The following is a 25,831-nucleotide window of genomic DNA, read 5'->3' as shown; positions in this document are numbered from 1 at the left end:
TTCTATGGAACCAACTACCAAAACCGAAACCCTGGACATCGAAGGCATGACCTGCGCCTCTTGCGCGTCCTTCGTCGAGAAGTCCCTTTCCCGCACGCCCGGCGTGCAGCGGGCCATGGTGAACTTCGCCACCGAAAAAGCCACCATCGACTACCTGCCGACGCAGGCCTCTCCAGCAACTTTAAAAGAGGCCGTGGTCAAGGCCGGCTACGGCGTCACCGAGCGGGCCCCCGATACGTCAGCCGCCGACCGGCAGGCGGAAATCGACCAGCAAAAGGCTCTCGCTTATACCAAACTTAAGCGCCGCTTCTGGGTGGCCACGGGGCTGGCCATACTCATCATGCCGCTGAGCATGCTCATGCTCTGGCCGGCGATGATGGCCCGCGTGAACATGCAGTGGCTCAACTACGGCCTGCTTCTGCTCACGCTGCCCGTGCTGCTCTACAGCGGGCGCGAGTTCTTTACCTCGGCCTGGAACGGTTTCAAGCACCGGGCCGCCAACATGGACACCCTCATTGCCGTGGGCACCGGCGCCGCGTTTCTCTACAGCCTGGCGGCCACGGTGGTGCCGGGCTGGTTTATGCGCCGGGGCATCATGCCCGAGGTGTACTACGACACCACGGCTACCATCATTGCGCTTATTCTGCTGGGCAAAGTGCTGGAGCTGCGGGCCAAAACCCAGACCTCGGCGGCCATCAAGGCCCTGATGGGCTTGCAGGCCAAGACGGCCCGGGTAGTGCGGCCCGATGGCCAGGAAGTAGACGTGCCCATTGAGCAAGTGCAGCTGGGCGACCTCATCGTGGTGCGCCCCGGTGAAAAGGTGGCCACCGACGGCGTTATCGAGGAAGGCAATTCTGCGGTGGATGAGGCCATGCTGACGGGCGAGAGTCTGCCAGTAGAGAAGAAAACCGGGGACCCCGTATTCGGAGCCACGCTCAACAAGACCGGCTCCTTCCGCTTTCAGGTCACGAAGGTGGGCGCCGATACCATGCTGTCCCAAATCGTGAAGCTAGTGGAGGACGCCCAGGGCAGCCGGGCCCCCATTCAGCGACTGGCCGACAAGGTCAGCGCCATCTTCGTGCCCACGGTAGTCGTCATTGCCATCCTGACGTTTGTGCTCTGGTTTGATTTGGCGCCCGTGGAAGCCCGTCTGCCGCTGGCCCTGGTCAACTTCGTGGCCGTGCTCATCATTGCCTGTCCCTGCGCGCTGGGGCTGGCCACGCCCACGGCCATCATGGTCAGCACCGGCAAGGGGGCCGAGCACGGAGTGCTCATCCGCAACGCTGAGGCGCTGGAAAAAGCCCACCAGGTAAACACCGTGCTGCTCGACAAAACCGGCACCATCACCCGCGGCGAGCCAGCCGTTACCGACTTTGTCCCCGCCGAGGGACAGGATGCGGGCCAGCTGCTGCAGGTTGTGGCGGCCGTGGAACGGCAGAGTGAGCACCCACTGGCCGAAGCCGTGGTGCGCTACGCCGATGCCCAGCAGGCCATGGCGATTCCCGCCACCGGTTTTCAGGCCATCGAAGGCAAGGGGGCGCAGGCGTCCGTGAATGGGCAGGCAGTGCTCATCGGCAACTTCCGCCTGCTCGATGAGGCCGGCATCACTCTTTCTCCCACCGTGCGCCGGCAAGCCGACGAGCTGCTAGGCCAGGCCAAGACCGTGCTGTACGTCGCCGTCAATAAGCAGGCCGTGGGCCTCATCGGCGTGGCCGATACCGTGCGCGACACCTCCGCCGCCGCCATTAAACGGCTGCAGGCCATGGGCATTGAGGTCGTGATGATGACCGGCGACAACCCCCAGACGGCGGCCCAGGTGGCCGGGCAAGTGGGCATCAAGCGCTACTTCGCCGAGGTGCTGCCCAGCGGCAAAGCGGGTAAGGTGAAAGAGCTGCAGGCCGAGGGCCGCATCGTGGCCATGGTAGGCGACGGCATCAACGACGCCCCAGCCCTGGCCCAGGCCGACATCGGCCTGGCCATGGGCGGCGGCACCGACGTCGCCATGGAAGCGGCCGGCATCACGCTCATGCGCTCGGATTTGCAAGGCGTGGTCACGGCCATTGAGCTCTCGCGCCAAACCATTCGCACCATCAAGCAGAACCTGTTTTTTGCCTTCATCTACAACACGCTGGGCATCCCCATCGCGGCCGGACTTCTGTACCCCTTCTTCGGGCTACTGCTGTCGCCCATGCTCGCGGCCGGGGCCATGGCCCTGAGCTCGGTGTCGGTGCTTACCAACTCGCTGCGCCTGCGCAGCTTCTCCCCCGCTAAAAACTAAGTTATGGACAGCTCTGAAATCATCGTGACCTTGACGGGGCTGGCCTTGTCGGCCTTCGTCATCTGGTACTTCTTCTTTTCCGCCCGCCAGACGGCTGCGGCCGTTTCCACGTCAAGCGGCGTACAGGAAGTGGACATCACCGTCAAGGGGGGCTACTCGCCCGACGTGATTGAGGTGGAACGGGGCAAGCCCGTGCAGCTGAGCTTCTACCGGGACGAGGAAAACTCTTGCTCGGAGGAATTGCTGATGCCTGACTTCAGCATCCGCCGCGACCTGCCGGCTTTCAAGACCACGCTGGTGGAGCTGCTGCCCCAGCAGGCGGGTACCTTTACGTTCACCTGCGGCATGGGCATGCTGCGCGGTAGCTTAGTCGTAAAATAGATGCCGCTCATGAACTCCCAACTCCGCTCCGGCTTCACCCTGCCTGCCCCCGGCACCCACCGGCTGCTGATTAAAAACATGGTGTGCCCCCAGTGCATCCGGGTGGTGACGGAAGACCTAACCGCCCTGGGCCTGAAGGTGCACCGCGTGGTGCTGGGCGAAGCCGACGTGAGCACCGCCGACGGCCAGGAGCCGGACCTGGAGCCCGTGCGAACTAGCCTGCAGGCGGCGGGCTTTGCCCTGCTCGAAGACCCCCGGGCCCAGCTCGTGGAGCAGATTAAGACCCTGCTGGTGACGCTCATTCATTATCCCGAGCCCGGCCCGCGCCTGCTGACCTACTCGGATTACCTGATCCAGCATTTGGGGCGCGACTATCACTACCTGTCGCACCTGTTTTCGTCGGAGGAAGGCCTGACCATCGAGAAGTTCATCATCCGCCAGAAAGTGGAGCGGGCCAAGGAGCTCATCGGCTACGGCGAGTTGAGCATTGCCCAGGTGGCCGGGCAGCTGGGCTATAGCTCCCCGGCCCACCTCTCGCGGCAGTTCGGGCAGGTCACGGGCCTGACGCCCTCGGAATTTCAGCGGCTTGGGCCTGCCAGCCACGCCCGACGCAGCCTGGACTCGCTGCTGTAGCCTCAGAAATTATGCAAGGAAAAAGGCCAACGGTGTAAAAACCGGACCAGTAGGCAGGGCGTTTATAATGCTCACCATCAGACCCCACCGACTGTGCGCATGAACCGCTTATTCCGTTTGCCTATTTACTCCCTGCTTGTGCTCGTTTCCCTGTTTTCGGCCTGTAAAATGGACCACGACATGGACGACATGAAGCACGACACTCCGCTGATGAAAATCATGATGGACATGATGACGCAGATGGACGCGCAGGCCAAGACCCAGGACCCCGACCACGACTTTGCCGCCCAGATGGTGCTGCACCACGACGCGGCCATTAAGATGAGCGAGGAAGAACTTCGCGCGGGCAGCAACCAGGAGATGAAAACCATCGCTCAGGACGTCATTACCAAGCAGCGCGCCGAAATCACCCAGTTCAACACGTTCCTGGGTGGGCACCAGCCCATGCAGCCGCTGGTGCCGCAGTTCAACCAAATCCAGAAAACCAACATGGACCGCATGATGGCCGCGAGCAACGCCCGCACCATGACCATGCGCACCGACGTGGACTACGCAGCAATGATGATAGACCACCACCAGGCGGCCATCGACAACTCGGAGGCGCTGCTCCAGCACGGCCGCAACGCCACAATGCGCCAGCTAGCGCAGGCCATCATCACCGACCAGCGCCAGGAGATTGCCACGCTGCAAAACTGGCTGACGCGCAACCGCTAGTGGGTGGCTGAACCCCGATAAAAGGCAGCTCTTGCGGGGCTGCCTTTTTGCATTCAGGGAAAGTGAGTGGCTGGGCGGACTATCTGGCGGCCTGTTCCCTATTATATGTTCACCCTGGCCGGCCCCGTGGCAACATCGCCCCTTATGCTTCCACTGCCTGTCTCACGCTTCATTCTATCCCTTTGCCTCGCCGCCGGCCCGGTTTTAACCGGGTGCCGCTCATCTGCCATCGCCCCAAGGTTTCGCCCGGCTCCCGGGTACCGCCACCCGCGGCCGGCCAAGCGCGTTGACACGGCGACGGTCGTCACTGCCCCGGCGCCTTCCACTACTCCGCCGCTGATAGGGGAAAAAGCGCGCCCCCCCGTTACGAACCCGCGGGACCAGGTACCCCAGGAGGAAAAGGAGCCAGTAGGCAAACCGGGCCGGAGGTATGCCCAAGCAATGCCTAGGGATTCCGTGCGCCGCCCAACCCCGCCGAAGGTTCCACGCGGGCTGCGCCGGCAATTCCCGACCAAACTGTTCAGCGCCCAGACGCTGGTGCATTACAGCCTGCACTTTCTTTTCCCGGCTGTGCTGGCGCTGGTGTTTTTCCCCGCGATGTGGCAGGCCGCCTACCTGATGATGTTGGCCACGATGCTCATGGACTTAGACCACCTGCTGGCCAAACCCATTTTCGACCCGCTGCGCTGCAGCGTGGGCTATCATCCGCTGCACTCGTTTTACGCCTTCCCGGTGTATGCGCTGCTCCTGCTGCTGCCGGCCTTGCAACCGGTCGCCGTGGGCTTGCTTTTCCACCTGTTCACCGATACGGTGGACTGCCTGTGGAACTTCAGCCACTGCAACGAGTGCTACCTCAGCTCCCGGATTTACGCCTTGCGCAACTGGGTGAAAAAGATACTGGGCCGTGAGGTAGTCGAGTAAGGTGAGGCAGTTGAGCGTAGTAAAACCTTGCTGCTTGAAATTATGAAAGCGAAGGTTAACTCACCTTCCAAATTAGGCGAATTACCTCTGTCCCTTTGTGTCAAACAAAGAACTCAATCTGGGATTAGCAGTGCTTAAAGCATTGAAAAATGGCGTTTGAGCCTCATGAAAGCATTATGATAGGGAACGGGAGCTGGGGGGATGGTCAGCATAAAAGCTACTAAAACATGGTGTGAAGCAGTTGCCGTTGATGACGAAGGGTGGTTGTTTAAAATCTGTCTAAGTAAAAAACTCTGCCACTATCTGTAATCATTCCAAATAAGAAATTACCTTTGCCCTGTCATCACTCTAACCCCCGTTTCATGTCCTTTAAATACGCTTCGCTCGCGCTGGTTGCCCTTGCCTTTGGTTTCTCTTCCTGTGACAAGAACGACAACGAAACAGCCCCAGCCCTGCGCACCAAGATGGATGCCAGCACGCTGACGGCTACTTCGCGCTACACCGAGTCGTTTAAAGATGCCAGCGGCCAGAGCACCGTTGACCTGGTGACTTCGAACCAGCGGCTGGACATGTTCACCGAGTTTAACACCTACATGTCCCTGGTAGCCGTTGCGCCGCCGGCTGCACCGCAGACGCTGGATGTAGCCAAATTGCGGGGTATGTACGCCAACACGGGCAGCTACTTCACCGGGGCCGGCCTGAACGCTTCGGGCTTGTCGCTGCGCGCCACCACGGCTGCGTCAATGAGCGGCACGCAGGCCGAAGCTGTTCGTACCTACATGGACCAGCAGATTACCAAGCTGGCCACCGCCAGCCAGTCGGTCAACCAAGTGGCTGCCCCCGGCGTTGCCGGTCGCATTGGCCGCTACCTGGTCGACGAGAAAGGTGTCGAAGTGAATCAAGTGATTCAGAAGGCCCTGCTCGGCGCGCTGCTGCTCGACCAGATTGGCAACGTAATGCTGACCGACAACGCCCTGAAAGCCAACAACAGCAAAGTGGTGGACGGCAAGGCTTACTCGGAGCTGGAGCACAACTGGGACCTGGCTTACGGCTACCTGACCAGCAACGCCATCATGACCACCGACATCAACCTGACGCCCCGCGAGCGGTTCCTGGCCGGCTACCTGAATGAGAAGAACGGCCCGGCGTCGCCCGGCGTGTACATGGCTTTCCTGAAAGGCCGCGCCGCCATCGTTAACAACGACGCCGCCGGCGTGCAGGCCCAGGCCGCCATCATCCGCACCGAGCTGGAAAAGACCATTGCCCTCTCGGCCGTGTCGTACCTGAGCAACTGGAAGGCCGCCTCCGACCCGGCCGTGAAGGCCCACGCTTTGGGCGAAGGCCTCGGCTTCATCTACTCGCTGCGCTTCTGCACCAAGTACGGCGCCGACGCGGCCTTCTCCGATGGGGTTCTCAATCCCCTGACCGCCGGCACCAACGGGGCCTGGAGCCTGACCAATGCCCAGGCCGACGTGGCCATTAACGCCATCAAGACCAAGTTTAACCTGCAGTAATCCGGAACCGCCTACCCGGCGAAACCGTTAGGCCAACCCGTTTGTCAGCGCTGCTGCCAGGCGGGTTGGCCTTCGCTACGAAATCAGCTTTCCATGAAAAAGTCCCTGCTGTTTGCCCTCACGCTGCTGTTGCTGGCCGTTGGTATCATTAGCTGCCAGAAAGACCCCGGCGCTACGCCCGAGCCCAGCACGGGCCCGGACCGCAAGGCCCTGCTCACGCACTGGGCTGACAGCCTGGTGAAGCCCGGCTACCAGCGCTTCAACGAGAAGCTGGTGGCGCTGAAGGCCAAGACCTCCGCCTTCACGGCGGCGCCTACCACGGCAACGCTGGTCGACGTGCGCCAGGCCTGGCAGGCGGCGTACGTGGAGTGGCAGAAGGTGGAACTCTACGAGTTTGGTCCCGCCGAGCAGGTCAGCCTGCGCAACCACTTCAACATCTACCCGGCCGACGTGACGGGTATCAACCGCAACATCAGCACGGGCACCTACGACTTTGAGTTGTCGACGGCCATTCCCCAGCAGGGCTTCCCCACGCTGGATTACCTGCTCAACGGCGTGGCCACCGGCGACGCGGCCATCGCGCAGCAGTACGCTTCCTCGGCCAGCCACCGCCGCTACCTGACTGACGTGGTGGCCAAGATGGAGCAAACCTTCGGCACGGTGTACGCGCAGTGGAACGGCTCCTACCGGGATACCTTCATCAACAACACCGGCACTGACGCCAGCTCGTCCCTGTCGCGGGTCATCAACGCCTACTCCCTGTACTTTGAGCGCTACCTGCGCGCGGGCAAAATCGGTATTCCGGCCGGCGCCATGACCGGGGCGCCACTGCCCGCCAAAATCGAAGCCTACTACCAGCGGGGCGCCCTGCCCCTGCAGCTGGCCACCACGGCCCACGCCACGGTGCAGCAATTCTTTAACGGCCGCACGGGTCAGCCCTCGCTGAAAAGCTACCTGGATGCGGTCGGCGCCAAGGACAGCCGCACGGGTCAGAGTTTGACCAGCATCATCAACACCCAGTTCGGCGTCTCGGCGCAGCAGCTAGCCGCGCTGGGCCCTGACTTGTACGCCACCATTACCGCCCGCAACGCCGACGCCGTGGCCTCTTACAACGAGATGCAAAAAGCGGTGCGCCTGCTCAAGGTGGACATGACCTCGGCCCTGAGCGTCACGGTAACCTACGTGGACAACGACGGCGACTAATGCAGAGCAGCCGGCTGCAACGCTACCTCCACGCCTACACCCCAGCCGCCCCGCTGGCTACGTTCCGGATGGCCTTTGGCCTGCTGGTACTGGCCAGCGTGGTGCGTTTTTGGGCCAAGGGCTGGATAGCCGAACTCTACCTGCAGCCCAAGTTCTTTTTCCCCTACTACGGCTTTGAGTGGGTGCGGCCACTAGGCGTCTACACCTACGGGCTGTTTGCCTTGTGCGGGCTGTGCGCCCTGCTCATGGCCGTGGGCTACTGGTACCGCACGGCCGCGCTGGGGGTGTTTCTGAGCTTCACCTACATCGAGCTCATGGACAAAAGCACCTACCTGAACCACTACTACTTCGTGAGTTTGGCGGCGCTGCTGCTGGCCTTGTTGCCGGCCGGGCGCTACTTCGCCCTCGACACCCACCTGAACCCGGCCCGTTGGCGCAGCGAGGTGCCGCGCTGGACGGTGGACGCGCTGCGCCTGCTCATGGGCATCGTCTACGTGTACGCGGGTTTGGCCAAGCTCAACTCCGACTGGCTCCTGGAAGCCATGCCGCTGCGCATCTGGCTGCCGGCCAAAAACGACTTGCCCCTGATTGGCCCGCTGCTGGGGCAGGTTTGGGTGGCCTACGCCTTTAGCTGGTTTGGTGCCTTCTACGATTTGACGGTGCCGTTCTTCCTGCTCAACCGGCGCACCCGGCCCTGGGCCTACGCCACCGTGGTGGTGTTTCACGTGCTGACGGCCGTGCTATTTCCCATCGGCATGTTTCCCTACGTGATGATGGTGGCCGCCCTGGTTTTCTTTCCGGCCGACTGGCACGAGCGGGTGCTGCAGCGCGTGCGCGGGCTGTTGCGCTTTTTCCCCACTGCCCCCTTGCCCCCCACGCCGCTGCGCTACGGTCCGGCCCGCCGGCAGTTGCTGCTGTTGACCCTGGGCGTGTTCTTCGTGGTGCAGCTGGTCTTGCCCTTTCGCTACCTGCTTTACCCCCACGAACTGTTCTGGACCGAGGAAGGGTACCGGTTTTCCTGGCGGGTGATGCTGATGGAGAAGATGGGCTACGTGCAGTTCAAGGTCGTGGATGGCGCCACAGGCCGCATCCGGCAGGTGGACAATCGCGCCCACCTGAGCGTGCTGCAGGAAAAGATGATGAGCACCCAGCCCGACATGCTGGTGCAGTTTGCCCACTACCTGCGTGACTACTACGCCGGCCAGGGGGTTACGAATCCTAAAATATACGCTGATGCCTACGTGAGCCTGAACGGGCGGCTGGGCAAAAGCTTTATCGACCCCACCGTGGATTTGGCCCGCGTCGAAGACGACCTGCGGCCCAAGCCCTGGATTTTACCTTTCGACGATGAGATTACCGGTTTATAGCGCCGTGCTGGCGGTAGGAGTGCTTTCCGGCTTCACGGCCGTAGCCCAGCAGGTGAGCCTGCAGGGCCGCGTGCGCGAAGCGGGCACGGACCGCCCCGTAGTGGGCTGCGAGGTGTACGTGCGCGGCTCCCGCCAGATTGCCCGCACCGATTCGGCCGGCCTGTTTACGCTCACGAAGCTGGCCCAGGGCCGGCAGCAGCTGCAGTTCTCCTCCATCGGCCACGAGCCCTTTAAAGCCGTGGTCGAGGTACCTGAGGACGGCAGCGTGCAGGAATTCACGCTGACCCGCCGCGAGCGGCAGCTCCAAGAGGTGGTGGTGGCCGCGCCCCAGTCGCGCTTCGGGCAGCAGCGCCTGCGCGAGGTGGAGGGCACGGCTATCTTCGCGGCCAAGAAAACCGAGGTCATTGTGCCCGACAACCTGGTAGCCAACCTGGCCACTAATAACGCCCGGCAGGTGTATTCGAGGGTGGCGGGGCTCAACATCTGGGAAAGCGACCAGGGTGGCCTGCAGCTTAGCATCGGGGGGCGCGGCCTCGACCCCAACCGCACCAGCAACTTCAACGTGCGGCAGAACGGCTACGACATCTCAGCCGACGCGCTGGGCTACCCCGAAAGCTACTACACCCCGCCCGTGGAGGCCGTCAAGCGCATCCAGCTCGTGCGTGGGGCCGCCTCGCTGCAGTACGGCACCCAGTTCGGCGGCCTGCTCAACTTCGAGCTGCGCGCACCCGAGCCCGACAAGACCGTATCGGTGGTGTCGCGGCAAACGGCGGGCTCGTTCGGCTTTTTCAACTCCTTTAACAGCGTCAGCGGCACGGTTAAGAAGTTGAGCTACTATGCCTTTGCCCAGTACAAGCGCGGCGACGGGTGGCGGCCCAACTCGAATTTCGACAGCAAAACCGCCTACGCCGATGTACGCTACCAGTTCACGGAGAACTTCAAGGTCGGTGCCCAGGTCACCCACATGGACTACCTGGCCCAGCAGCCGGGCGGGCTCAGCGACCGGCAGTTTGCCGACGACCCCCGGCAGAGTAACCGGGCCCGCAACTGGTTTGAAGTGGATTGGAACCTGTTTAACCTCTCGGCCGACTGGAAGCTGAGCCCCCGGTCCAACCTTAATGTGACGACGTTCGGGCTGCTGGCTTCGCGCAATGCCCTGGGCTTTCGCACCAACTTCGTCGAGCGGCCTGACGCCGACACCCAGCAGCGCGAGCTCATCACTGGCGACTTCCGCAACGTGGGCGCCGAAGCCCGCTACCTGACTCGCTACGACCTAGGCGAAACCAAAAGTGGGGTCTTGCTGGTGGGCACGCGCCTTTATCGGGGCTACAACCACAGCATCCAGGGCGCCGGCCCGGCCGGCCGCCGGGCGGAATTCCGATTTGAGGAGCCGGCGGCGGGCCTCAACGCTCCATCGGCCTCATCGGATTACCGCTTCCCGAATTACAACGCGGCCGTCTTTGCGGAGAACATCTTCTACTTCGGTGAGCATTTCTCGCTCACGCCCGGCGCGCGTGTGGAGTACATCCGCACCCGCGCCGACGGCTCCTACCAGACGGTGTCACGGGATTTGGCCGGCAACATCACGGATGTTCGAACCACCGACGAGCAGCGTATCAGCCCCCGCTCCTTTGTCATTGGCGGGCTGGGGGCCTCCTACAAGCCGGTGGAGCAGCGTGAGTTCTACGCCAACGTGTCGCAGAACTACCGCTCCATCACCTTTGGCGATATGCAGATTGTCAACAGCGCGCTGGTCATCAACCCGGACTTGGAGGATGAGCAGGGCTATTCCGCCGACCTGGGACTGCGCGGCGAACAAGGCCAGTGGCTGACCTACGACTTGAGCTTGTTTGCGCTTTTTTATAACAACCGCATCGGTGAGGTGGGCACCTCCGACCGTTTTGACCGCCCCTATCGCTACCGCGACAACATCGGCCGGGCTCTGATTCTAGGGGTCGAGTCCTACGCCGAAGCCGACATGCTGCGGGTGCTGCGTCCGAGCGCCGAGCCCGGCCGCTGGCGCTGGTCCACCTTCGGCAACGTGTCAGTGATTCGCAGCCGCTACACCCAAAGTCAGAACCGGGAGGTAGTGGGCAAGCAAGTAGAGTTTGTTCCCAACGTCAACTTAAAGGCCGGCATGCAGGGCGGCTTTGGCCCCGTGAAGGCTTCGGTGCAGTTTACCTACCTCTCCGACCAGTTTTCGGAAGCCACCAACGCCCCCAATAGTCCGAACGATGCCCGCCCGGACCCCAGCTTGGCAGTCGTTGGCTTGGTACCGGCCTACCAACTACTCGACGCTTCCGTATCGTGGGAGCGGCGCTGGCTGAAGCTGGAAGGCAGCGTAAATAACCTGACCGATACCCGCTACTTTACGCGCCGCGCCACGGGCTACCCTGGCCCAGGTATCCTGCCTTCGGATGGCCGTAGCTATTTTCTGACGGTGGCGGTCAAATGGTAGTGACGGTTTAGCCTTAAACGCCATGCAAACCAAACAATCCCTTCCCCAATACGAACAGTTGCTTCGGGCCTGGCCGCAGCTGCGGGGCCATTTCCTGGGCCGTGCACAGGTTGCGGAAGCCGAGCTGCAGGCCTTCTTTGACCGGGCCCTGCCCGCACTAACGCCCGAGGTGTGGCCTACTATCCGTCAAGGGCTGGTTCGCAGCCAGTTGCTGCACCCGGTAGCACCCGGCTTGGTGGCGTTTGGCGGTGCCCAGGCCCCGGCCGCTTTCAAGCCCGAGGTGGCGCCGCAACATGTTGCGTTGTGGCAACTGCTGCAAGAGCGGTTAGTCCTGCCGCTCGGCAGTCTCTGGTCCACGCAGTGGCTGCGGCCGGCGATGCCTGAGATTCCGGCGCGTCTAGTAGTGGAGGTCAACTGGGCCGAGGTGCAGTGGGCCACGCGGCTTATCCGTGATTCCGCCGAATTTCAGCTAACCGATGAAAGTAGCCCAGTAGATTCCGATGGCCGGGAATTTGTGCTGCTGCGGCCCGTGCAACGGGCCTCACTCGTGCGCCGGGTGGGCGGCGTGACGACGGCGCGCCTGGAAAAAATGCTCGTAGACGTCGCCGAAACGCCCGGCTTGGTGCCTTCGGATGAAGCGCTGGCCCGGGCCGTTGCCGTGCTAGGCATCCGCTACCACCTGCACACCGAGCAATTGTTGCAATACGCCACGCGCCGCAACACAGGCCCGCGGTGGCAAGCCCTGCTGGCCACGGCCGCGTGAGTTAAGTGGGTTCTGGCCCGCGTGAGCCGCCAAATTATGCAAGCCGGGGCAGGATTGTCGTAAATCTACGCTTATGCTTTGCCGTTTTTAAGGGTAGCTGCTTTTCACCAACAACCGCTACCCATGAACAAGATATTTCGAATGCCCCTGCTCGCACTGTGCCTGCTCGGGGCCACCCTTTCTTTCACCAGCTGCGACAAGGACGACGATAACGGCCTGGAGCTTATCGGCCACGATGAGAGCGTGTTTATGCGCAACATGCACGAGGGGATGGCCATGATGGAGTCCATGCCCAAAACGCAGGACCCGGACAACGACTACTCCACCATGATGATTATGCACCACCAGATAGCCATCAAAAACAGCCAGGAGGAGATTAAAAGCGGCAAAAGCGCCGAGATGAAGGCCATGGCTCAGTCGATTATCGACAAGCAGCAGGCCGAAATCGCCCAGTTCAACGCCTTCCTGGCCGGCCACCCGGCGCACGCCCCGGCTGTGCCCGAGTTCAACGCCCTGCAGATGATGAACATGATGCAGATGATGAAGGCCGTGGATTTGCGCCCCCTCACCGGCGACCCGGACTTCGACTTTGCCCAGCTGATGATTGACCACCACCAAGCTGCCATTGAGAATTCGGACGCCCTGCTCAAGTTCGGCCGCGACAACGCCACCAAGGTGCTGGCCCAGCAAATCATCACCGACCAGAAGATGGAAATCAAGATGCTGCAGGACTTTCTGCTGGCCAACAAAAAATACTAGCGCTTCCCTTGCTCGTATCCCTAAGTAGTGGACCCTCGGGTTCGCTGCTTTTTTACTTTAATTCCCGCCCCCTATGGAAATGCACAATACCCCCTGGGCGCCGGACTGGGCGCTCTGGCTCTGGTTTGGCCTGACGCTGCTTTCGGTGCTCTACGTGGCCTGGGACCTGTTCACCCGCACCCCGGAGATGAAGGTCATGAAGTGGGGCTGGGTGCTGGTCACGCTTTACACCGGCCCGGTGGGCCTGCTCATCTACTGGTTTTCCTGCCGCGAACCTTCGCCCGGCACCCACGAGGCCTTTATTGCGCCGCTCTGGAAGCAGGCCGTGGGCTCGACTATTCACTGCGCGGCGGGCGACGCAACGGGCATCATCGTAGCCGCCGCCATCACCGGCTACTTTGGGCTGAGCATGGGCGTGGACATCTGGATAGAGTACGCTGCTGGCTTTGTCTTTGGTCTGTTCATCTTCCAGGCCCTGTTCATGAAGGACATGATGGGCCTGAGCTACTGGGAGGCCCTGCGCCAATCCTTTCTGCCGGAGTGGATGTCGATGAACGCCATGATGGCGGGCATGCTGCCCACCATGGTGATTCTGATGACCCGCGACATGCGGGCCATGGAAGCCACCTCGCCCTGGTTCTGGGCGGCCATGTCGGCCGCGACACTGGTGGGCGTGGTGGTCTCCTACCCCGTCAACTACTGGCTGGTTAAAAACCAGCTCAAGCACGGCATGGGCACCGAGCGCGCGTTGGGCAAAGGCGGCGCAGCACGGGAAGAAGTCAGCACTTCGGCGCATGCCGGCCATTCCATGGGTGGCATGTCGCACGCGGTGCCCCCAGCAGCGGCGCACGCCGGGCACGCCATGGCCGCGATGCCCATGAACATGGAAGGCGGCGCCCATGTGTCGGGCTTGCGCAAAGCGGTGGTTACCCTGATAACGCTGGTGATGCTCGCCGTCGGCTACTGGCTGGCGGCCCGCTACGGCGACCTGTCCATGCGGCCCGGTGAGCCGATGGAGGCCATGCCTGGCATGGACATGCCGGGCCACCGAATGTAAATAGCCAGCGCGGCCCCATGACTCGTTTGGGGCCGCGCTGGCTAAATCAGAAGGCAGGCGGTGGCCTGCGGCGATTAAAAAGCCTTTAGGCTTTTTTGACCAGGGCCATGCCGCACTTGGGGCAACTGCCGGGCTTGTCGCTGGCACTGCCTTCGCACTTCATCGGGCATTCATAAGCTGTGCCAGCCATTTTGCCGGCTTTGGCAGCCGCGTCCAGCTTTTCAAACCGGGCGCTGAGCGAACTGCCGTTGGCTTTCACGCTCACGATGGCCGTGCGCAGCATCGAGCCGGCGGGCAGGGCGGCCACTAAATGGTCGCCGGCGGGTGAGAGCTTTACCGAGCTGGTTTTACCCGTCGTGCTGAGCAGCATGACGGAGCCGGTGGTGCGGTTAACGTCTAGGGTATTCTCCTTGCCGTCGAGCAGGTACACGTGCACCTCGTTGGCGTGCTGCACCAGCTCAATGTGGTACTTGCCCGCGGTGCGCACCGTGCCCCCGTGGGGAGACTTATGCGAGTGGGTTTCACCCGCGGCCTTATGGCCGTGGGCCGCGGCGCCGGGCTTGTGGCTGTGCTGTGCCGAAACTGAAAGCGGAGCGGCGAGCAGTGTAGCGGCCAGCAGGAAGTGCGAAAATTTCATGAGGGAAAGTTTAGGTGGTGGAAGACTTGGGAGCCGGTAGGGTAGCCGGTGGCCAATAGCGAGAATACTATCGGCACGGAATTGCCAAGGCCGGCTGGGCCGTAATCATCATTTGTGCCAGTTTCGTCGATAACGCGGCACCGGGACTAAATATCTCCCCAACAGGTCTTCCCTGCGGAGCATGCGAGTGTCGTGCGGCTAGGCCTTAAATAACGCGCTTGGTTGAAGCTGAACGCTATTGCGCGCTTCTGTGCATCTTAGCCGCTTTATTGACCTTACGCTCCTTTATGTCCGCCGCTCTACCGCCCCTTATCCAGCAATACAAGGCCGATTCCGAGTCCGTTTACAACACCTGGTTTATCAACAACGAGGAGCGACTGAAGGCCTTTCGCTCCATCCGGCGCGGGGTGCAGCAGGTGGTCAAGGACATCAAGGCCGGGAGCTTCGGCAACGACTTTAAGGGCACCTCGCTCGAATTCGTGCTCAGCGTCATCAGCGAGCAAAAGCAGGTGTTTCAGGGCGCGGCCCACCCCTTCTACTGGAAGCCCAAGCTGCGCATCCCCGACATCTACGAGCACGAGGACAACAAGCGCGCCTTCGGCCAATTCCTGGAAAGCTGCCTGGCCGCCACAACCGAGCAGCAGCTGCTCAAGCAAATAGACATTCTGGACCGCCGCAAAATCAAGGGCCTGGGCCCGGCCGTGGCCAGCATCCTCTACTTCCTGCACCCGACCTTGATGCCGCCCTGCAACACGGCCATCGTCAACGGCTTCAACGCCTTGTTCGGGGAGAAAATCAAGCTCGGCTCCTGGTCCGAGTACCTGCGCATGCGCGACCGATTGCGCGACCTCAATCAGGAACACCGCCAGCACCTGAGCCTCGACTACGGCGCGCTGAGCGGCCTGCTCTTCGACGTGGGCGTAAAAAAGATGATTGCCGGCGACCAGCAGTTCGCCACCGACGAGGAGCGCGACAAGTACCAGCAGCAGGCCCAGAAGCGCCACAAAGAGGTGCAATCCGAAGCGCAAGAGGAAAACCAGCACACCGAGATGCAGCACCATTTGCTGCGCATCGGCAAGGCGCTGGGCTGCGACGTGACCACGGCCATCAACGACCGCAACCGCCTATGCGGCGGGCAGAAGCTCTCGTTTCTTTGCCTCGACCAGCACCCCGAGTTGCCGGTGCCCGCCGACGTGGCCAGCACCATCCGGCTCATCGACATCGTGTGGTTTGCGCCCGGTACGAGCCGTGTAGTGGCCGCTTTCGAGGTGGAAAAGAGCACCAGCATCTACAGTGGCATCCTGCGCCTGACGGACCTGGCGTTTTCCATGCCCGAGAACGAGACGGCGTTGTACCTGGTTGTGCCCGATGCCCGCGAGAAGGAAGTGCAGGCTCAACTCTCGCGGCCGGCCATCCGCGCCGCCGGCGCGACCATCCACTACATCCTGTTCTCGGAGTTACGCCAGCACTGCGAGGCGCTGTGCAAGTTTGGCGACTCGCCGGCCGCCATGCGCAAGATTGCGCGTTCCGTTAGCTAAGGTCTTTACCAAATGAGCATTGCCAAACTCTTCCTGTTTGCAAAAAATACCGATGCCAGCGCCTCGATGCGTGGCTATCAATATCAGGTGTTCAAAACCGTAGAAACGTGGCTTGAAAACTATCTAGACCACGTTGACGAAGCGATATATTGCGACTATGAAGAGGATATCTTTCAGCACAACGAGCTTACGCAGGCGGCTACGTTCCGCCAGCTGAAGCTGTACTCAACCCCTTTTTCCTTTCGTAGCGAGGAGATACAGAAGGCGGTGGCGCACTTCTTCATGCTGCACGTGAAAACGGATTATGCGGCCAAGGACAAGGAGTTTGTTTTTGAAGCCAACAGCCGCGTTGCAGAGCATCGCGAGGGCAATGAGTCGGATTTACTGCGCCGCTGGGTGGCCAGCCAAGGAGCCCTTCCGGATGCCCTGCTCACCGAATGTGCCACAAAAGTAAAGGCACTTGTCACATCTTATGTGGAGGAGCGTGCCACGCAATTAGCTGACCAGCTTGCCGAAAAGCTGAAGAAGAAAGCGGAGGACGCTCAGGCCGTCTTGGTGATAGCGGCCGAAGAGCAGGTATTACAAGAAGCAGTGGCTGTTTTTCAGAAGCTTACTGACCAAGACTGGGACGATTTTACGCGCCGAATCAAATGGCGTTTTGATGGCCTGAGCCCGGACGAGGCCTTCAAGGGCACCATTGCCCGCCTCGAAGAACTGGTGGCGCAGCTGCCAGACATGCCTAGGGAGCGGCGCAAGGGCTTTTTGGGCATGTTGTGCATGCGGGTAGACATTAAAGCTTCCGAGCAGGCACCCGAGGACCGCAAGCTGGTGAATGGGGAACTCACGAACCTGCTGCTCCAGGCGGGCACCTTGGAAGACCTATGGTACCACGAGGTATTTACCAAGTGGCAGGAAATCGGTCAGCCGGCAGATTTTCGCCTCGGTGAATTTTACGAGGTGCTGCAAGCTGTTTCCTACTGCCGTGCTGCCAAGAATCTGCAGTCCCACGACGCGTTCTGGATTGGCTTGCTCACTTGGTACATTTCGGAGTTGCAACAGCAGCCCGAATTTCGAAAAAAGGGGCTCTACGAGCTAATCTGGCTCCGGATGCGGCCCACGGAGTATTTGGCGCCTGCCCTTGGCGATTTGTTCGGGCTGGAAGACCACATCCGGGAATATTTCAGCAACTTCTCCGCCTTCACCGCCGCCGGAGATTTCGAAGATATTCAAAGCCTGCTTTTCCTAGTGATGGCCTCGGCTTTGAACGAAAAATCCGCGCTCACTACCGAAGAAACCGCCGGTTGGATGCAACAATTCAAGCTGCAACTGGACCAGCTCCTGAGTCAAACGAGCAATCCTTCGGACCTGTGTCGGTTACTGGAGTGCTCCGCTAATCTGCACTTTTTTGCGGGGAGCCAAGACCGGAGCGAGGAGAACGTCGCCAAAATTATGGCGCCTTTGGAGCAGCTGCTGGCATATGTAGACCAGGCCCGGCTCTACAATGCCACGCAGTTGAGCAACCGTCTCCACACTCACATTCGCCTGTTGATACAGGTGGATGAGGAGGGAAACGAAGTCCTGATTGATGCTTTCAGAGAGTTTGTCGGCCGACTTGATGCCATGGTCGAAAAGAAGCGGGGTGCGCATGAGCGGGCCCGCCGGCTAGTGGTTTCAGGCGCCGCTTACTTGGAGACTAAAAACCCCACTGCCCTACTCAAAGCACTCCGGGATTTTCACGAGGCCAAAGCGTTGTGGCTACAGGATGAAACGTTCGAGGGCTATACCCTGGCCTTACTTAATATCGCTCAGGTCTACGGCGCCTTGGACATGCACTTCGCGGCAAAGTACTATGGGCTGTGGGCCACGTGGGTCAGCTGGCAGAAAGGCAGCCGTAAGCTAGTTAAGCGAATTGCTCAGGGAATCGGCATGGTTTTCCACGCTGATTTCGTCCAAGGCGCTTGGTTTAGCGCCCTGCTGGACTTTGAGCTTTACATGATGTCGCGACACGAGTTCGACCCCGAACCTATCGACGCGGAGGGGGCCGAGATGCCCCAGAAAAGCATCATGAATTATGGCTTTCTGTTGTATGCCGCGCCCCTTCTGGCCCCGGAATTACAGGTCATGACGCAAGCCAAATTATCTGAGGCCGGGTACTTAAAAGAAGAGTACCTGGATGAGTTGCTGGCCGTACTTCAGGCTGACTTACCAGAGCCTAAATTACGAGCTGGCCTTATCAAGAATTTTGCGGATGCGCCGCTGAACGACATGGGCCCCGAGCGTACCGTTCGGTTTCACGCTTTGGGAATAGAATGGCACGTGCGCTTTGCCAACTCGTACGAAATGACTGCCCTGGGCGAGGACTTCTGCGCCATGCTTCAGGTGTTGCTGGTGGAAATAGCGCTTTCCAAGGTTGACTTTCATTTGCCCAGCGGCCTTGTTGACCTCACCCTAGAAATTACCGATACCCCACGCGAGCCCGAACAGTTGCCGGATAATGGAAAAGCAAAGTGGAAGGCCTTTGTGCATCGGGTTGACAGCTCTGACTATGAAGAAGTAAAACTGGGGGTTGCATTCGTCAGCGTCGCGCTCAAAGCCATTCTGCAGGACATCAGCTTACTGCCAGTGGCCGAGTATAACGAGGCGTTTTGGGGTCTCTTTACCGAGAGTAACCTGGGTGCAAAATCAATGCAGGCAACCTCCTACCAGCGCATGTACCGGTCGATGTTTTCCGAAAAAGCGTTCGGGGCGTTTGGTCGCGATACGTTTTCTGCTTTGCCGGCTGTACCCGACTTCCCGTTGATTAACCTGTTCATGCAGCCGAAAGCAGGTCCCAGCAAGAAATACAATCCTTCAACCGCTGTCCAAAACATTGGAAACCGGTTTCAGAAAGCAGTTCGCAACATCCATCAGACACTTGCCCGCCTAAAGCTGGATGCCGGCTATGGCTCCTGGCTGCAAACACTGCGGGAAGAAGGCTGGCCAGACTGGCAGATTGTTGTGGCCATGATGAACTTCATGCTCTCCTACAAAGCCAACCGACTACTTGAAGGGCGGAAGTTTGCGACGCCAGCGGAACACCAAGCTGCCTTGAAAGTAGAGTTTCAGCGCATCTTGGAGCGAGACGAAGTAGAACTGCAGATGGAGTTTCCTCTGCAGGCATTCCAATCGGCTGAGTTTAGAATCAGCTTGGAGCAAATGCCCATAATTTCTTTAAGCGCCTTCGGTTTGGAGAACCACGCCCGCTTTCCTAATCCTAGTGCAGTGAGGGAATTCATGAATGAGCGGTTTAATGTGCAGACCGATGTCAACGACGAGCACAATCCCTTGTTGTAACTACTTGCTCCTACCTTTCAGCCGAAGCAAATAAAGGAACTCAGATTGTATTCTGATTTCCTTATCCCCTTACAGTGAAGGGTTTCCGTTAAATAAATGAAAACAAGTTTTATAATGCGACTTTTACGTATCATTAAGTAGTAAATAAGCCTTTAATGAGAAGCATGCGTATCATTATTGAATAGCTAGCTCCTTTGCTATTGACTTCGTTAATGGTACCTTTACGTTGCATTAACAAGGGTAGTGGCAGTTAATGCTATTTAAAAGTGTCTTTATGGACTGGTACGCTTTGTCAGACGTAGCTGCGGTTAAAGAAATTGGCCGCAACCTGCAGCTTATTCGGCTGAATCAAGACATCTCGCAGCAGGAGATGGCAATACAAACAGGCTTGAGCCGACGGACCATCAGCCAGGTCGAAAACGGCCGGCCGGCCTCTACGCTCACGCTGGTGCAGCTGCTGCGCGCTTTGGGGCGCCTCGATGTGCTCGAAGTGCTGGAAGAATCGGCCACCATCAGCCCCTTGCAAGCGGCGCGCCTGGCACGCCAGCAGAGGCAGCGGGCCAGCCGCCGCAACGAGGACTCTTCAATAATGGGATTATGAGTACGCTGATAACGGCCACGGTTTCTATTTGGGGCCAGCGCGTCGGGTACGTGCTATGGGAGGAAAAACGTCGGATTGGCGTCTTTGAATACGAGCCTGCCTTTGTTCGCACGGGACTGGAGCTGGCGCCGATTATCATGCCGCTGCCAGTAGGGCGTAAGTCGCGCAAATTTGACTTTGCCACCCTTAACCGGGAAACCTACCAGGGACTGCCCGGCCTGCTGGCCGACAGTCTGCCCGACCGGTACGGGCGTCAGCTTATTGACGCTTGGCTGGCCTCCAAAGGGCGGGACGCATCTTCATTTACGCCCGTGGAGCATCTGTGCTACCTCGGCCACCGGGGGATGGGCGCGCTGGTGTACGAGCCGGCCTCGCAGCCCGCGCTGGAAAAAGGAGCCTCGCTGGAAGTTGGGGAACTCGTGAAATTCGCCCGGCAGGTGCTGACCAACCGGGAAAGCCTGCACACGTCGCTGGGCACCAACGCCACCGAGGGGCTGGCCGAAATCATCAGCGTGGGCACTTCCGCCGGTGGTGCCCGCGCCAAGGCCGTAATTGCCTATAACGCCACCACCAAGGAAGTACGCTCGGGACAGGTCGATGCCCCCGAGGGCTTTGCGCACTGGCTGCTCAAGCTCGATGGGGTGACCAATGCCAGCTTGGGCGACCCGGCCGGATACGGCCGCATTGAGTACGCTTACCACCTGATGGCCCGGCAGGCGGGCCTGCAGATGACCGACTGCCAGCTACTGGAAGAGAACGGCCGGGCGCACTTCATGACGCGGCGATTTGACCGGGTGGCCGGCAGCCAGCGGCTGCACATGCAAACACTCTGTGGGCTGGCACACTTTGATTACAACAAGCCCGGTCTCTATACATATGAGCAGGCGTTTCAGGTCCTGCGGAAGCTCCAATTGCCGCACCCGGCCGTAGAGGAGCTTTACCGGCGCATGGTGTTCAACGTGGTGGCGCGCAACCAGGACGACCACACCAAGAACATCTCCTTCTTGATGAATCCGGCGGGCAAGTGGAGCTTGTCCCCAGCGTACGACGTGACGTATTCCTACAACCCCACGGGCGAATGGTCCAGCCACCACCAGATGTCGCTGGCGGGTAAGGTCGATGATTTTACGGAAGAAGATTTTCTGCACCTGGCCAAGAGCGTGCAGGTGAAAAAGGCCCGGGAGATAATTCAGCAGGTAGTCGACGCGGTAGCCAGTTGGTCTACTTTTGCGGCCAAAGCCGGCGTGCCGAAGAAACAGCAACAGGCTATTGCCAAAACGCACCGCCTGCAGCTCTTCAAAGGCCTTAATCAGCTGAGCCCTTCGGCATCCTAGCAGTATCGATACCACTGGGACGCCGAAGGGCTCAAGGGAAATTCTTTCGGACTACTGCATGCCCCTTGCCTCGCGCACACTGTGCCAAGGAGGCGGCATTTTTCAAGGGGGCAAGTAGCGGAAAATTACCTCCCCTACTCCCCAATGACATACACGGGAACGGCCTGCGCGTCGACGCCCCGCCCCGTTGCCTTTTTCACCTCTTTGCCATCCAGTAGGATAGCGCAGGTTATCTCCGAGGCTGCCGTGCCCCCATCGATGCTGGCAAGGATAGTAAGGTTATCCCCTTGCTTCATGGTGCGCTTAAAGCGGTAGGTGGTCGGCAGCGCCGTAGTGCCCAGCGTCGTGGTGCCGCCACTTTCGTTGGTATAGCTCACATAGTCCGATTCCATGGCATTGGAGGTGACCTTGTATTCCACCTGATACTCTTTCGGCCCCGAGGGCGTAGCATCGTTGTCTTTCGAGCAGCTCGTGGCCAGGGCCGTGCAGCTCAGCAGTAGAAAGGCAAGTCGTTTCATAGTTCAGAAAGTAGAATTAGCGAAAATGGTAGCGCAGACCAACGCCGGCCATGCCAGGCCATTGGTCTACCAGTGGATTATTGAAGAGGTAGCCTTTGGTACCGGTGGCGACCAGCGAGAGCCGGTTGCCCAAGAAGAAATCGGCTTCCAGGCCAGCTTGAGTGCCATAGGTGAAGCGTTGCGGTTCATTTGAGTCATTGGCCGCCTCACCCGTGCCATTCTGATTGGTCCACTCGTAGCCGGCTCCCGCGCCGAGCAGCAGATGCACGTAGGCGAACTCCCCGAGACGAAACAGCTGGGGGGAAAGGAGCACCCGACCCTGATATACCGAGTATTCCCCGCGAGTGGCCAGATGGCCGGCTTCATAACCACCGCTTAGGCGCAAGGCCAGGCGATTGGTGAGCATGGGCGTGTAGCTCAACTCGTAGTAGTCACCCTTTTCGGAGCGGCCGACGTGGGCACCCCAGCTTGCAATGTGTTTAACGTGGCGCTGACCGGAGGCCGGCAATATGCCAGCCCCCGTCAAGAAGAGCACCACTAGAAGTAGGTTTTTCATATGAAGCTAGCGGGGCCGGTTACGGTCCATTTTGATGAGTGCGTTCCGGCTCAGCGTTGAGGCGTACACCGCTTCCGCCGCTTGGTGAGCCGGTCCCGCCTGCGAGGCTTCCATGAACAGGCGGTCGCCCTGCTCACGCAGCTGCATGGCCTTGATCATATTGTCATTCGAGGAGTTGAGCGCGGCCATCCGCTCCCCTTCCGTCATGGCGTAGCGGCCCGGGTTTTTCAAAGTGGCCTGCATCTCCACGCTTTGCGCGGTCATCTCGTCGGCAATCTTGTAGTAGTTCACGGCCATGGCCAGCTTGCGCTTGGCCATCATCTCCTCGGCCGCGAACAGCGAAACCGTCGATTCCTCGCGCTTGGCCTGGTACTGGTCGCTGGTCATGTTGCCACTAGGGTCGGTTGAGCTGGACCCAAAGCGCGAAAACACGTCGTACATGGTGTTCACGTCCTGCGCGGGGTTGGTCAGCTGCAGGGCCTGCCGCAGGCGCTGGGCTTTGGCATAAACCGGCATCATCTGGTTGGTTTGGCTCCGGCCCGACATGGCCAGGGCCCGCGCAAACAGCTCCTGCGGGTTGGAGAGGCGCAAATCCTGGATGCTTTGCACCTTGCGCAAGTCCGCCTGCACCTGCTTCTGCAAGTCCAGGGCTTCCTGCGTCAGGCTGCGGACCTCACTGGTAATGTCCTTGGTGACGCCGGCAATCTGGCGGGCATCCTTGACGACCTGGTAGTTTTTGACTGTTTCAGTCCACTGCGCGAGGCGCTTGGCGAAGTCCCCAATGTGCACGCCCATGTGCACGGGGTCGTTAACGACCATCTGCGCCCGGGCTTGTCCAGCCGGGGCAAGTAGCAACGCGACGGCCACGAGGGCCGGAAAAAGAGTCTTTTTCATGGTTGTAGAATGAGTGAATGGAAAGGGTTAGCGTCCCGACGCCGTAGCCGGCCCCAGCTGGCCGGCGGCGGCCGTGGTAATCAGGATGGGGTAGCCGTCGGGCAGCAGAACTTCCCGCAGCTTGGTGCGGGTTTTCGGGCGGCTGAGCACGTTCATGGCCACGCGCCCGCCCACGCCCACCACCGAGTTGGCGGCCGAGGCCGAGCGGTCGATGGCGGTACTCACTTCCTGCATAGACTGCTGCTGCAGGTCCTGGCCGGCGAGGCTGGCATCCTTGGCGACCCGCTTGACCGGGTCAATCATGATGCCCGGTAGGTAGTTGTAGTCGTATATGCTGGCCGCGACCCGGGTGGGACCGAGGCGGTTGACTTCCAGCATCACGTTGTTGGTGCCCACGCTGGCAATGCCGGCAAAAACAGAATTCTTGGGGAAGGTCACGCCCGACACCACGGCGTCTTCCTGCAGGCGCAGCAGGACCACCGAGCCGGTGCGCACCTTCTGCTCTCCGTTGATGACGCACTTGAAGAACACGTCCGGCGTGAGCTCGGCCTGGCTGCCCTGGGCCATCATCCGGGCCGAGTTGCCCACCTTGACGGTGTTGAAGCCATCCCGGCCGGCAGCGTTGGCGCGGTTGGCCAGAGTCTGCGCAGCCGCTTTGGGGTCGCGAAACCGTTTGCCGGTCATGCGCTCGTAGGCGGCGCGGGTTTCGGGTGGCGAGGAACCCAGCATGGCCAGCACGTCCGGGTCCGTTTCAAACGGGGTGCCGTCAATATCGGTCGCGGGCAGCAGCCCGGCCCGCAGGCCCCGCCCAGCCCGGTAGCTCGCCCGGCGGGCCGAAGCGCCTACCGCTTGGCCGGGTCGACGCCGAGGGACCACCAGCGTTTGCGCGTGGTACGAACCCGTCGTGGGGTCTTGCAGGGTCGTTTCAATCGTGTCCACGTCGGCCGCGGCTAAGCGGGCCTCCTCCTGCCGGCGTCGGGCGGTGAGGGTAGCCGCCGCGGCCCGCCGTTTGCGGCGCAGGGCCTGGCCCAGAGTGTCAGCTACAAACGCTTCTACTACTTCGTCGGTGTTGGGGCGAACCGGCGTGCTCTGGGCCTCCTGCTCCAGCCGCCGCTGCTGCTCGATTTGCGCCGAGGGCGAAACAGGGGCGGTGGGCTCAGTGGGCGCGGCTTTGATTTCGGGCTCGATGTTTTCCGAAGCCGCTGCCACGACTTCCTTCTGCTGCTGGGCGGCCTGCGTGGCCGAGCGCAGCCAGAGAAACAGCCCCCCGGCGACCAGCAAAACCAGCAGGCCGGTCAGAGGTATCCAGTTGTTGCGCAGCAGCTCCAGCGGAGTTGCTTTCGGCTTGTCAGCAGTAGGCCGGTCCACTGCTAGGCGCTCCTGGCTGTCGTGCTCGGCCGAGCCTGTGGAATGAGATTGAGTATGTTGGTTTGCAGGTTCCATAAGTGGGGCTGGGTTAGATGGTGGAAGCCCGATTAATGACCCGCGACGGCACCGGCAGCACCAGCACCCGGGCCCCGTTCAGCTCGCGCAGTGTCACTTCCAGGTAGCCCCGGTCGGTGGCCGCGTAGAGCGGAATGGCGTAGGTCAGGTAGCCGGTGGTGCGGCCCGATACCACCTGGTTGGTCCCGCCACCCGAGGGGGCCAGCGGACGGCGCGCTTCGTTCTTTTTCTTGGCCAGAAACTTCTTTTGGGCGTTTTCCACCAGCTGGAAGTCGGTGAAATCGACGTTGTAGTCGATGGCCGAGTGGTTGATGACTTTGAAGCGCAGGTAGGTAAAATCCCGGTCGTTGCGCACGTTGGCCAGCGAAAGCACCAGGTCGTTGTCGACCACGGCCACCGCTTGGTGTTCCTCCTTGGACTTGCGCAGCGCGGAGAGCTTGCCCTCCACCGCGGCTTTCTTTTCCCGCTCTTTGTCCAGCGCCAGCTCATTCTCCGGCGCCGAGCCCGTCACGGAGCCCGCGCCATTGCTCAGGCCCAGAGCCCCGTCTTTTTGGAAGTCGTAGAGCTGCAGCACGGGCCGGTTCACGTACACCAGCCGCCCCATCCAGTACTTGCTGCCGAAGCGGATGAGCATGGGGGTCGGCGGCGCTGACTTGCGGCGGGCGCGCACAAACACGGCGTTGGCTTCAATCTTGACCAGGTAGTTGTTGGCCATGCCCACGTCGACCAGCGACACGGGGCCGCTGAACACGAGGTAGGTGGTGGAGCTGTCCGACACGGCCACGTCCAGCAGCGTGGGCGCGGCGGGCACTGCGGAGGAGGACGGCCGCAGCAGGGCCGACGTGGCAGAAGTGGTTTGAGCTGAGCTGGCCGAAGCCAGCAGCACCGGCAGGCCCAGGGCCAGCAGAAGTTTAGACAACATAGAAATA

The 25,831-nt window shown here is 60.6% G+C and carries 22 protein-coding genes; 16 read left to right on the top strand and 6 right to left on the bottom strand.

Going from position 1 to position 25,831, the window contains the following annotated elements:
• Positions 1–4: 4 nt before the first annotated feature.
• From ACYVGU_RS20690 to ACYVGU_RS20635, 12 genes are all read left to right on the top strand, one after another.
• Positions 5–2,278 (top strand): heavy metal translocating P-type ATPase, encoded by a 2,274-nt coding sequence (locus ACYVGU_RS20690; protein ID WP_460623630.1) that lies wholly within the window; start codon positions 5–7, stop codon positions 2,276–2,278.
• Positions 2,279–2,281: 3 nt separating this feature from the next.
• Positions 2,282–2,659: a cupredoxin domain-containing protein gene (locus tag ACYVGU_RS20685; RefSeq protein WP_187317270.1), complete on the top strand. Its 378-nt coding sequence runs from the start codon at positions 2,282–2,284 to the stop codon at positions 2,657–2,659.
• A gap of 9 nt (positions 2,660–2,668) precedes the next feature.
• A complete protein-coding gene (locus tag ACYVGU_RS20680) occupies positions 2,669–3,292 on the top strand; it encodes a helix-turn-helix domain-containing protein (protein WP_460623629.1) in 624 nt (207 codons plus the stop codon).
• Positions 3,293–3,391: 99 nt separating this feature from the next.
• A complete protein-coding gene (locus ACYVGU_RS20675; protein WP_460623628.1) occupies positions 3,392–4,006 on the top strand; it encodes a DUF305 domain-containing protein in 615 nt (204 codons plus the stop codon).
• Between the two features lie 441 nt (positions 4,007–4,447).
• Positions 4,448–4,927, top strand: a complete 480-nt coding sequence (locus tag ACYVGU_RS20670; RefSeq protein WP_460623627.1) for a DUF6122 family protein — start codon at positions 4,448–4,450, stop codon at positions 4,925–4,927.
• A 362-nt stretch (positions 4,928–5,289) separates the two neighbouring features.
• Positions 5,290–6,441 carry a DUF4856 domain-containing protein gene (locus tag ACYVGU_RS20665; RefSeq protein ID WP_187317267.1) on the top strand — a complete coding sequence of 384 codons (1,152 nt, stop codon included), beginning with the start codon at positions 5,290–5,292 and terminating at the stop codon, positions 6,439–6,441.
• Positions 6,442–6,534: 93 nt separating this feature from the next.
• Positions 6,535–7,644: an imelysin family protein gene (locus ACYVGU_RS20660; RefSeq protein ID WP_460623626.1), complete on the top strand. Its 1,110-nt coding sequence runs from the start codon at positions 6,535–6,537 to the stop codon at positions 7,642–7,644.
• Positions 7,644–9,011, top strand: a complete 1,368-nt coding sequence (locus ACYVGU_RS20655; protein WP_460623625.1) for an HTTM domain-containing protein — start codon at positions 7,644–7,646, stop codon at positions 9,009–9,011. The genes ACYVGU_RS20660 and ACYVGU_RS20655 overlap by 1 nt, the downstream gene beginning before the upstream one ends.
• Positions 8,992–11,469: a TonB-dependent receptor domain-containing protein gene (locus ACYVGU_RS20650; protein WP_460623624.1), complete on the top strand. Its 2,478-nt coding sequence runs from the start codon at positions 8,992–8,994 to the stop codon at positions 11,467–11,469. The genes ACYVGU_RS20655 and ACYVGU_RS20650 overlap by 20 nt, the downstream gene beginning before the upstream one ends.
• Before the next feature lie 22 nt (positions 11,470–11,491).
• On the top strand, positions 11,492–12,232 hold the full coding sequence (locus tag ACYVGU_RS20645; protein ID WP_187317263.1) for a DUF6577 family protein: 741 nt from the start codon (positions 11,492–11,494) through the stop codon (positions 12,230–12,232).
• Between the two features lie 123 nt (positions 12,233–12,355).
• The gene (locus ACYVGU_RS20640) at positions 12,356–12,991 is read left to right on the top strand and encodes a DUF305 domain-containing protein (RefSeq protein WP_460623623.1); all 636 of its coding nucleotides are present in this window, start codon (positions 12,356–12,358) and stop codon (positions 12,989–12,991) included.
• Positions 12,992–13,064: 73 nt separating this feature from the next.
• A complete protein-coding gene (locus ACYVGU_RS20635; protein WP_460623622.1) occupies positions 13,065–14,048 on the top strand; it encodes a DUF4396 domain-containing protein in 984 nt (327 codons plus the stop codon).
• Positions 14,049–14,133: 85 nt separating this feature from the next.
• On the opposite strand, the gene ACYVGU_RS20630 is transcribed toward ACYVGU_RS20635, so the two are convergent.
• Positions 14,134–14,685, bottom strand: coding sequence for a heavy metal-binding domain-containing protein (locus ACYVGU_RS20630; protein WP_460623621.1), 552 nt, complete (start codon positions 14,683–14,685; stop codon positions 14,134–14,136).
• Between the two features lie 287 nt (positions 14,686–14,972).
• Here ACYVGU_RS20630 and ACYVGU_RS20625 point away from each other — a divergent pair, with 287 nt between their 5' ends.
• From ACYVGU_RS20625 to ACYVGU_RS20610, 4 genes are all read left to right on the top strand, one after another.
• Complete coding sequence (locus tag ACYVGU_RS20625) at positions 14,973–16,223, top strand: hypothetical protein (RefSeq protein ID WP_460623620.1); 1,251 nt, start codon at positions 14,973–14,975, stop codon at positions 16,221–16,223.
• A 12-nt stretch (positions 16,224–16,235) separates the two neighbouring features.
• Positions 16,236–19,556, top strand: coding sequence for a dsDNA nuclease domain-containing protein (locus ACYVGU_RS20620; protein ID WP_460623619.1), 3,321 nt, complete (start codon positions 16,236–16,238; stop codon positions 19,554–19,556).
• Positions 19,557–19,830: 274 nt separating this feature from the next.
• Positions 19,831–20,157 (top strand): helix-turn-helix domain-containing protein, encoded by a 327-nt coding sequence (locus ACYVGU_RS20615; protein WP_227610284.1) that lies wholly within the window; start codon positions 19,831–19,833, stop codon positions 20,155–20,157.
• Complete coding sequence (locus ACYVGU_RS20610; RefSeq protein WP_227610283.1) at positions 20,154–21,491, top strand: type II toxin-antitoxin system HipA family toxin; 1,338 nt, start codon at positions 20,154–20,156, stop codon at positions 21,489–21,491. Before ACYVGU_RS20615 ends, ACYVGU_RS20610 begins: the two co-directional genes overlap by 4 nt.
• Positions 21,492–21,625: 134 nt before the next feature.
• Here ACYVGU_RS20610 and ACYVGU_RS20605 read toward each other — a convergent pair whose 3' ends face one another.
• From ACYVGU_RS20605 to ACYVGU_RS20585, 5 genes are read right to left on the bottom strand one after another with little or no spacing between them, the layout of a single operon-like run.
• Complete coding sequence (locus ACYVGU_RS20605; RefSeq protein WP_227610282.1) at positions 21,626–22,009, bottom strand: hypothetical protein; 384 nt, start codon at positions 22,007–22,009, stop codon at positions 21,626–21,628.
• A 16-nt stretch (positions 22,010–22,025) separates the two neighbouring features.
• Entirely contained in the window at positions 22,026–22,565 is a 540-nt protein-coding gene (locus ACYVGU_RS20600; protein ID WP_460623618.1) for a hypothetical protein, read from the bottom strand.
• Between the two features lie 6 nt (positions 22,566–22,571).
• Positions 22,572–23,459, bottom strand: coding sequence for a hypothetical protein (locus ACYVGU_RS20595; RefSeq protein WP_227610280.1), 888 nt, complete (start codon positions 23,457–23,459; stop codon positions 22,572–22,574).
• Positions 23,460–23,486: 27 nt separating this feature from the next.
• Entirely contained in the window at positions 23,487–24,902 is a 1,416-nt protein-coding gene (traM, locus tag ACYVGU_RS20590; protein WP_227610279.1) for a conjugative transposon protein TraM, read from the bottom strand.
• A 13-nt stretch (positions 24,903–24,915) separates the two neighbouring features.
• The gene (locus ACYVGU_RS20585; RefSeq protein ID WP_460623617.1) at positions 24,916–25,824 is read right to left on the bottom strand and encodes a DUF4138 domain-containing protein; all 909 of its coding nucleotides are present in this window, start codon (positions 25,822–25,824) and stop codon (positions 24,916–24,918) included.
• Positions 25,825–25,831: the final 7 nt, after the last annotated feature.

Source organism: Hymenobacter tenuis (genome assembly GCF_054780495.1).
This window is presented reverse-complemented; position numbering and strand designations above follow the sequence as displayed.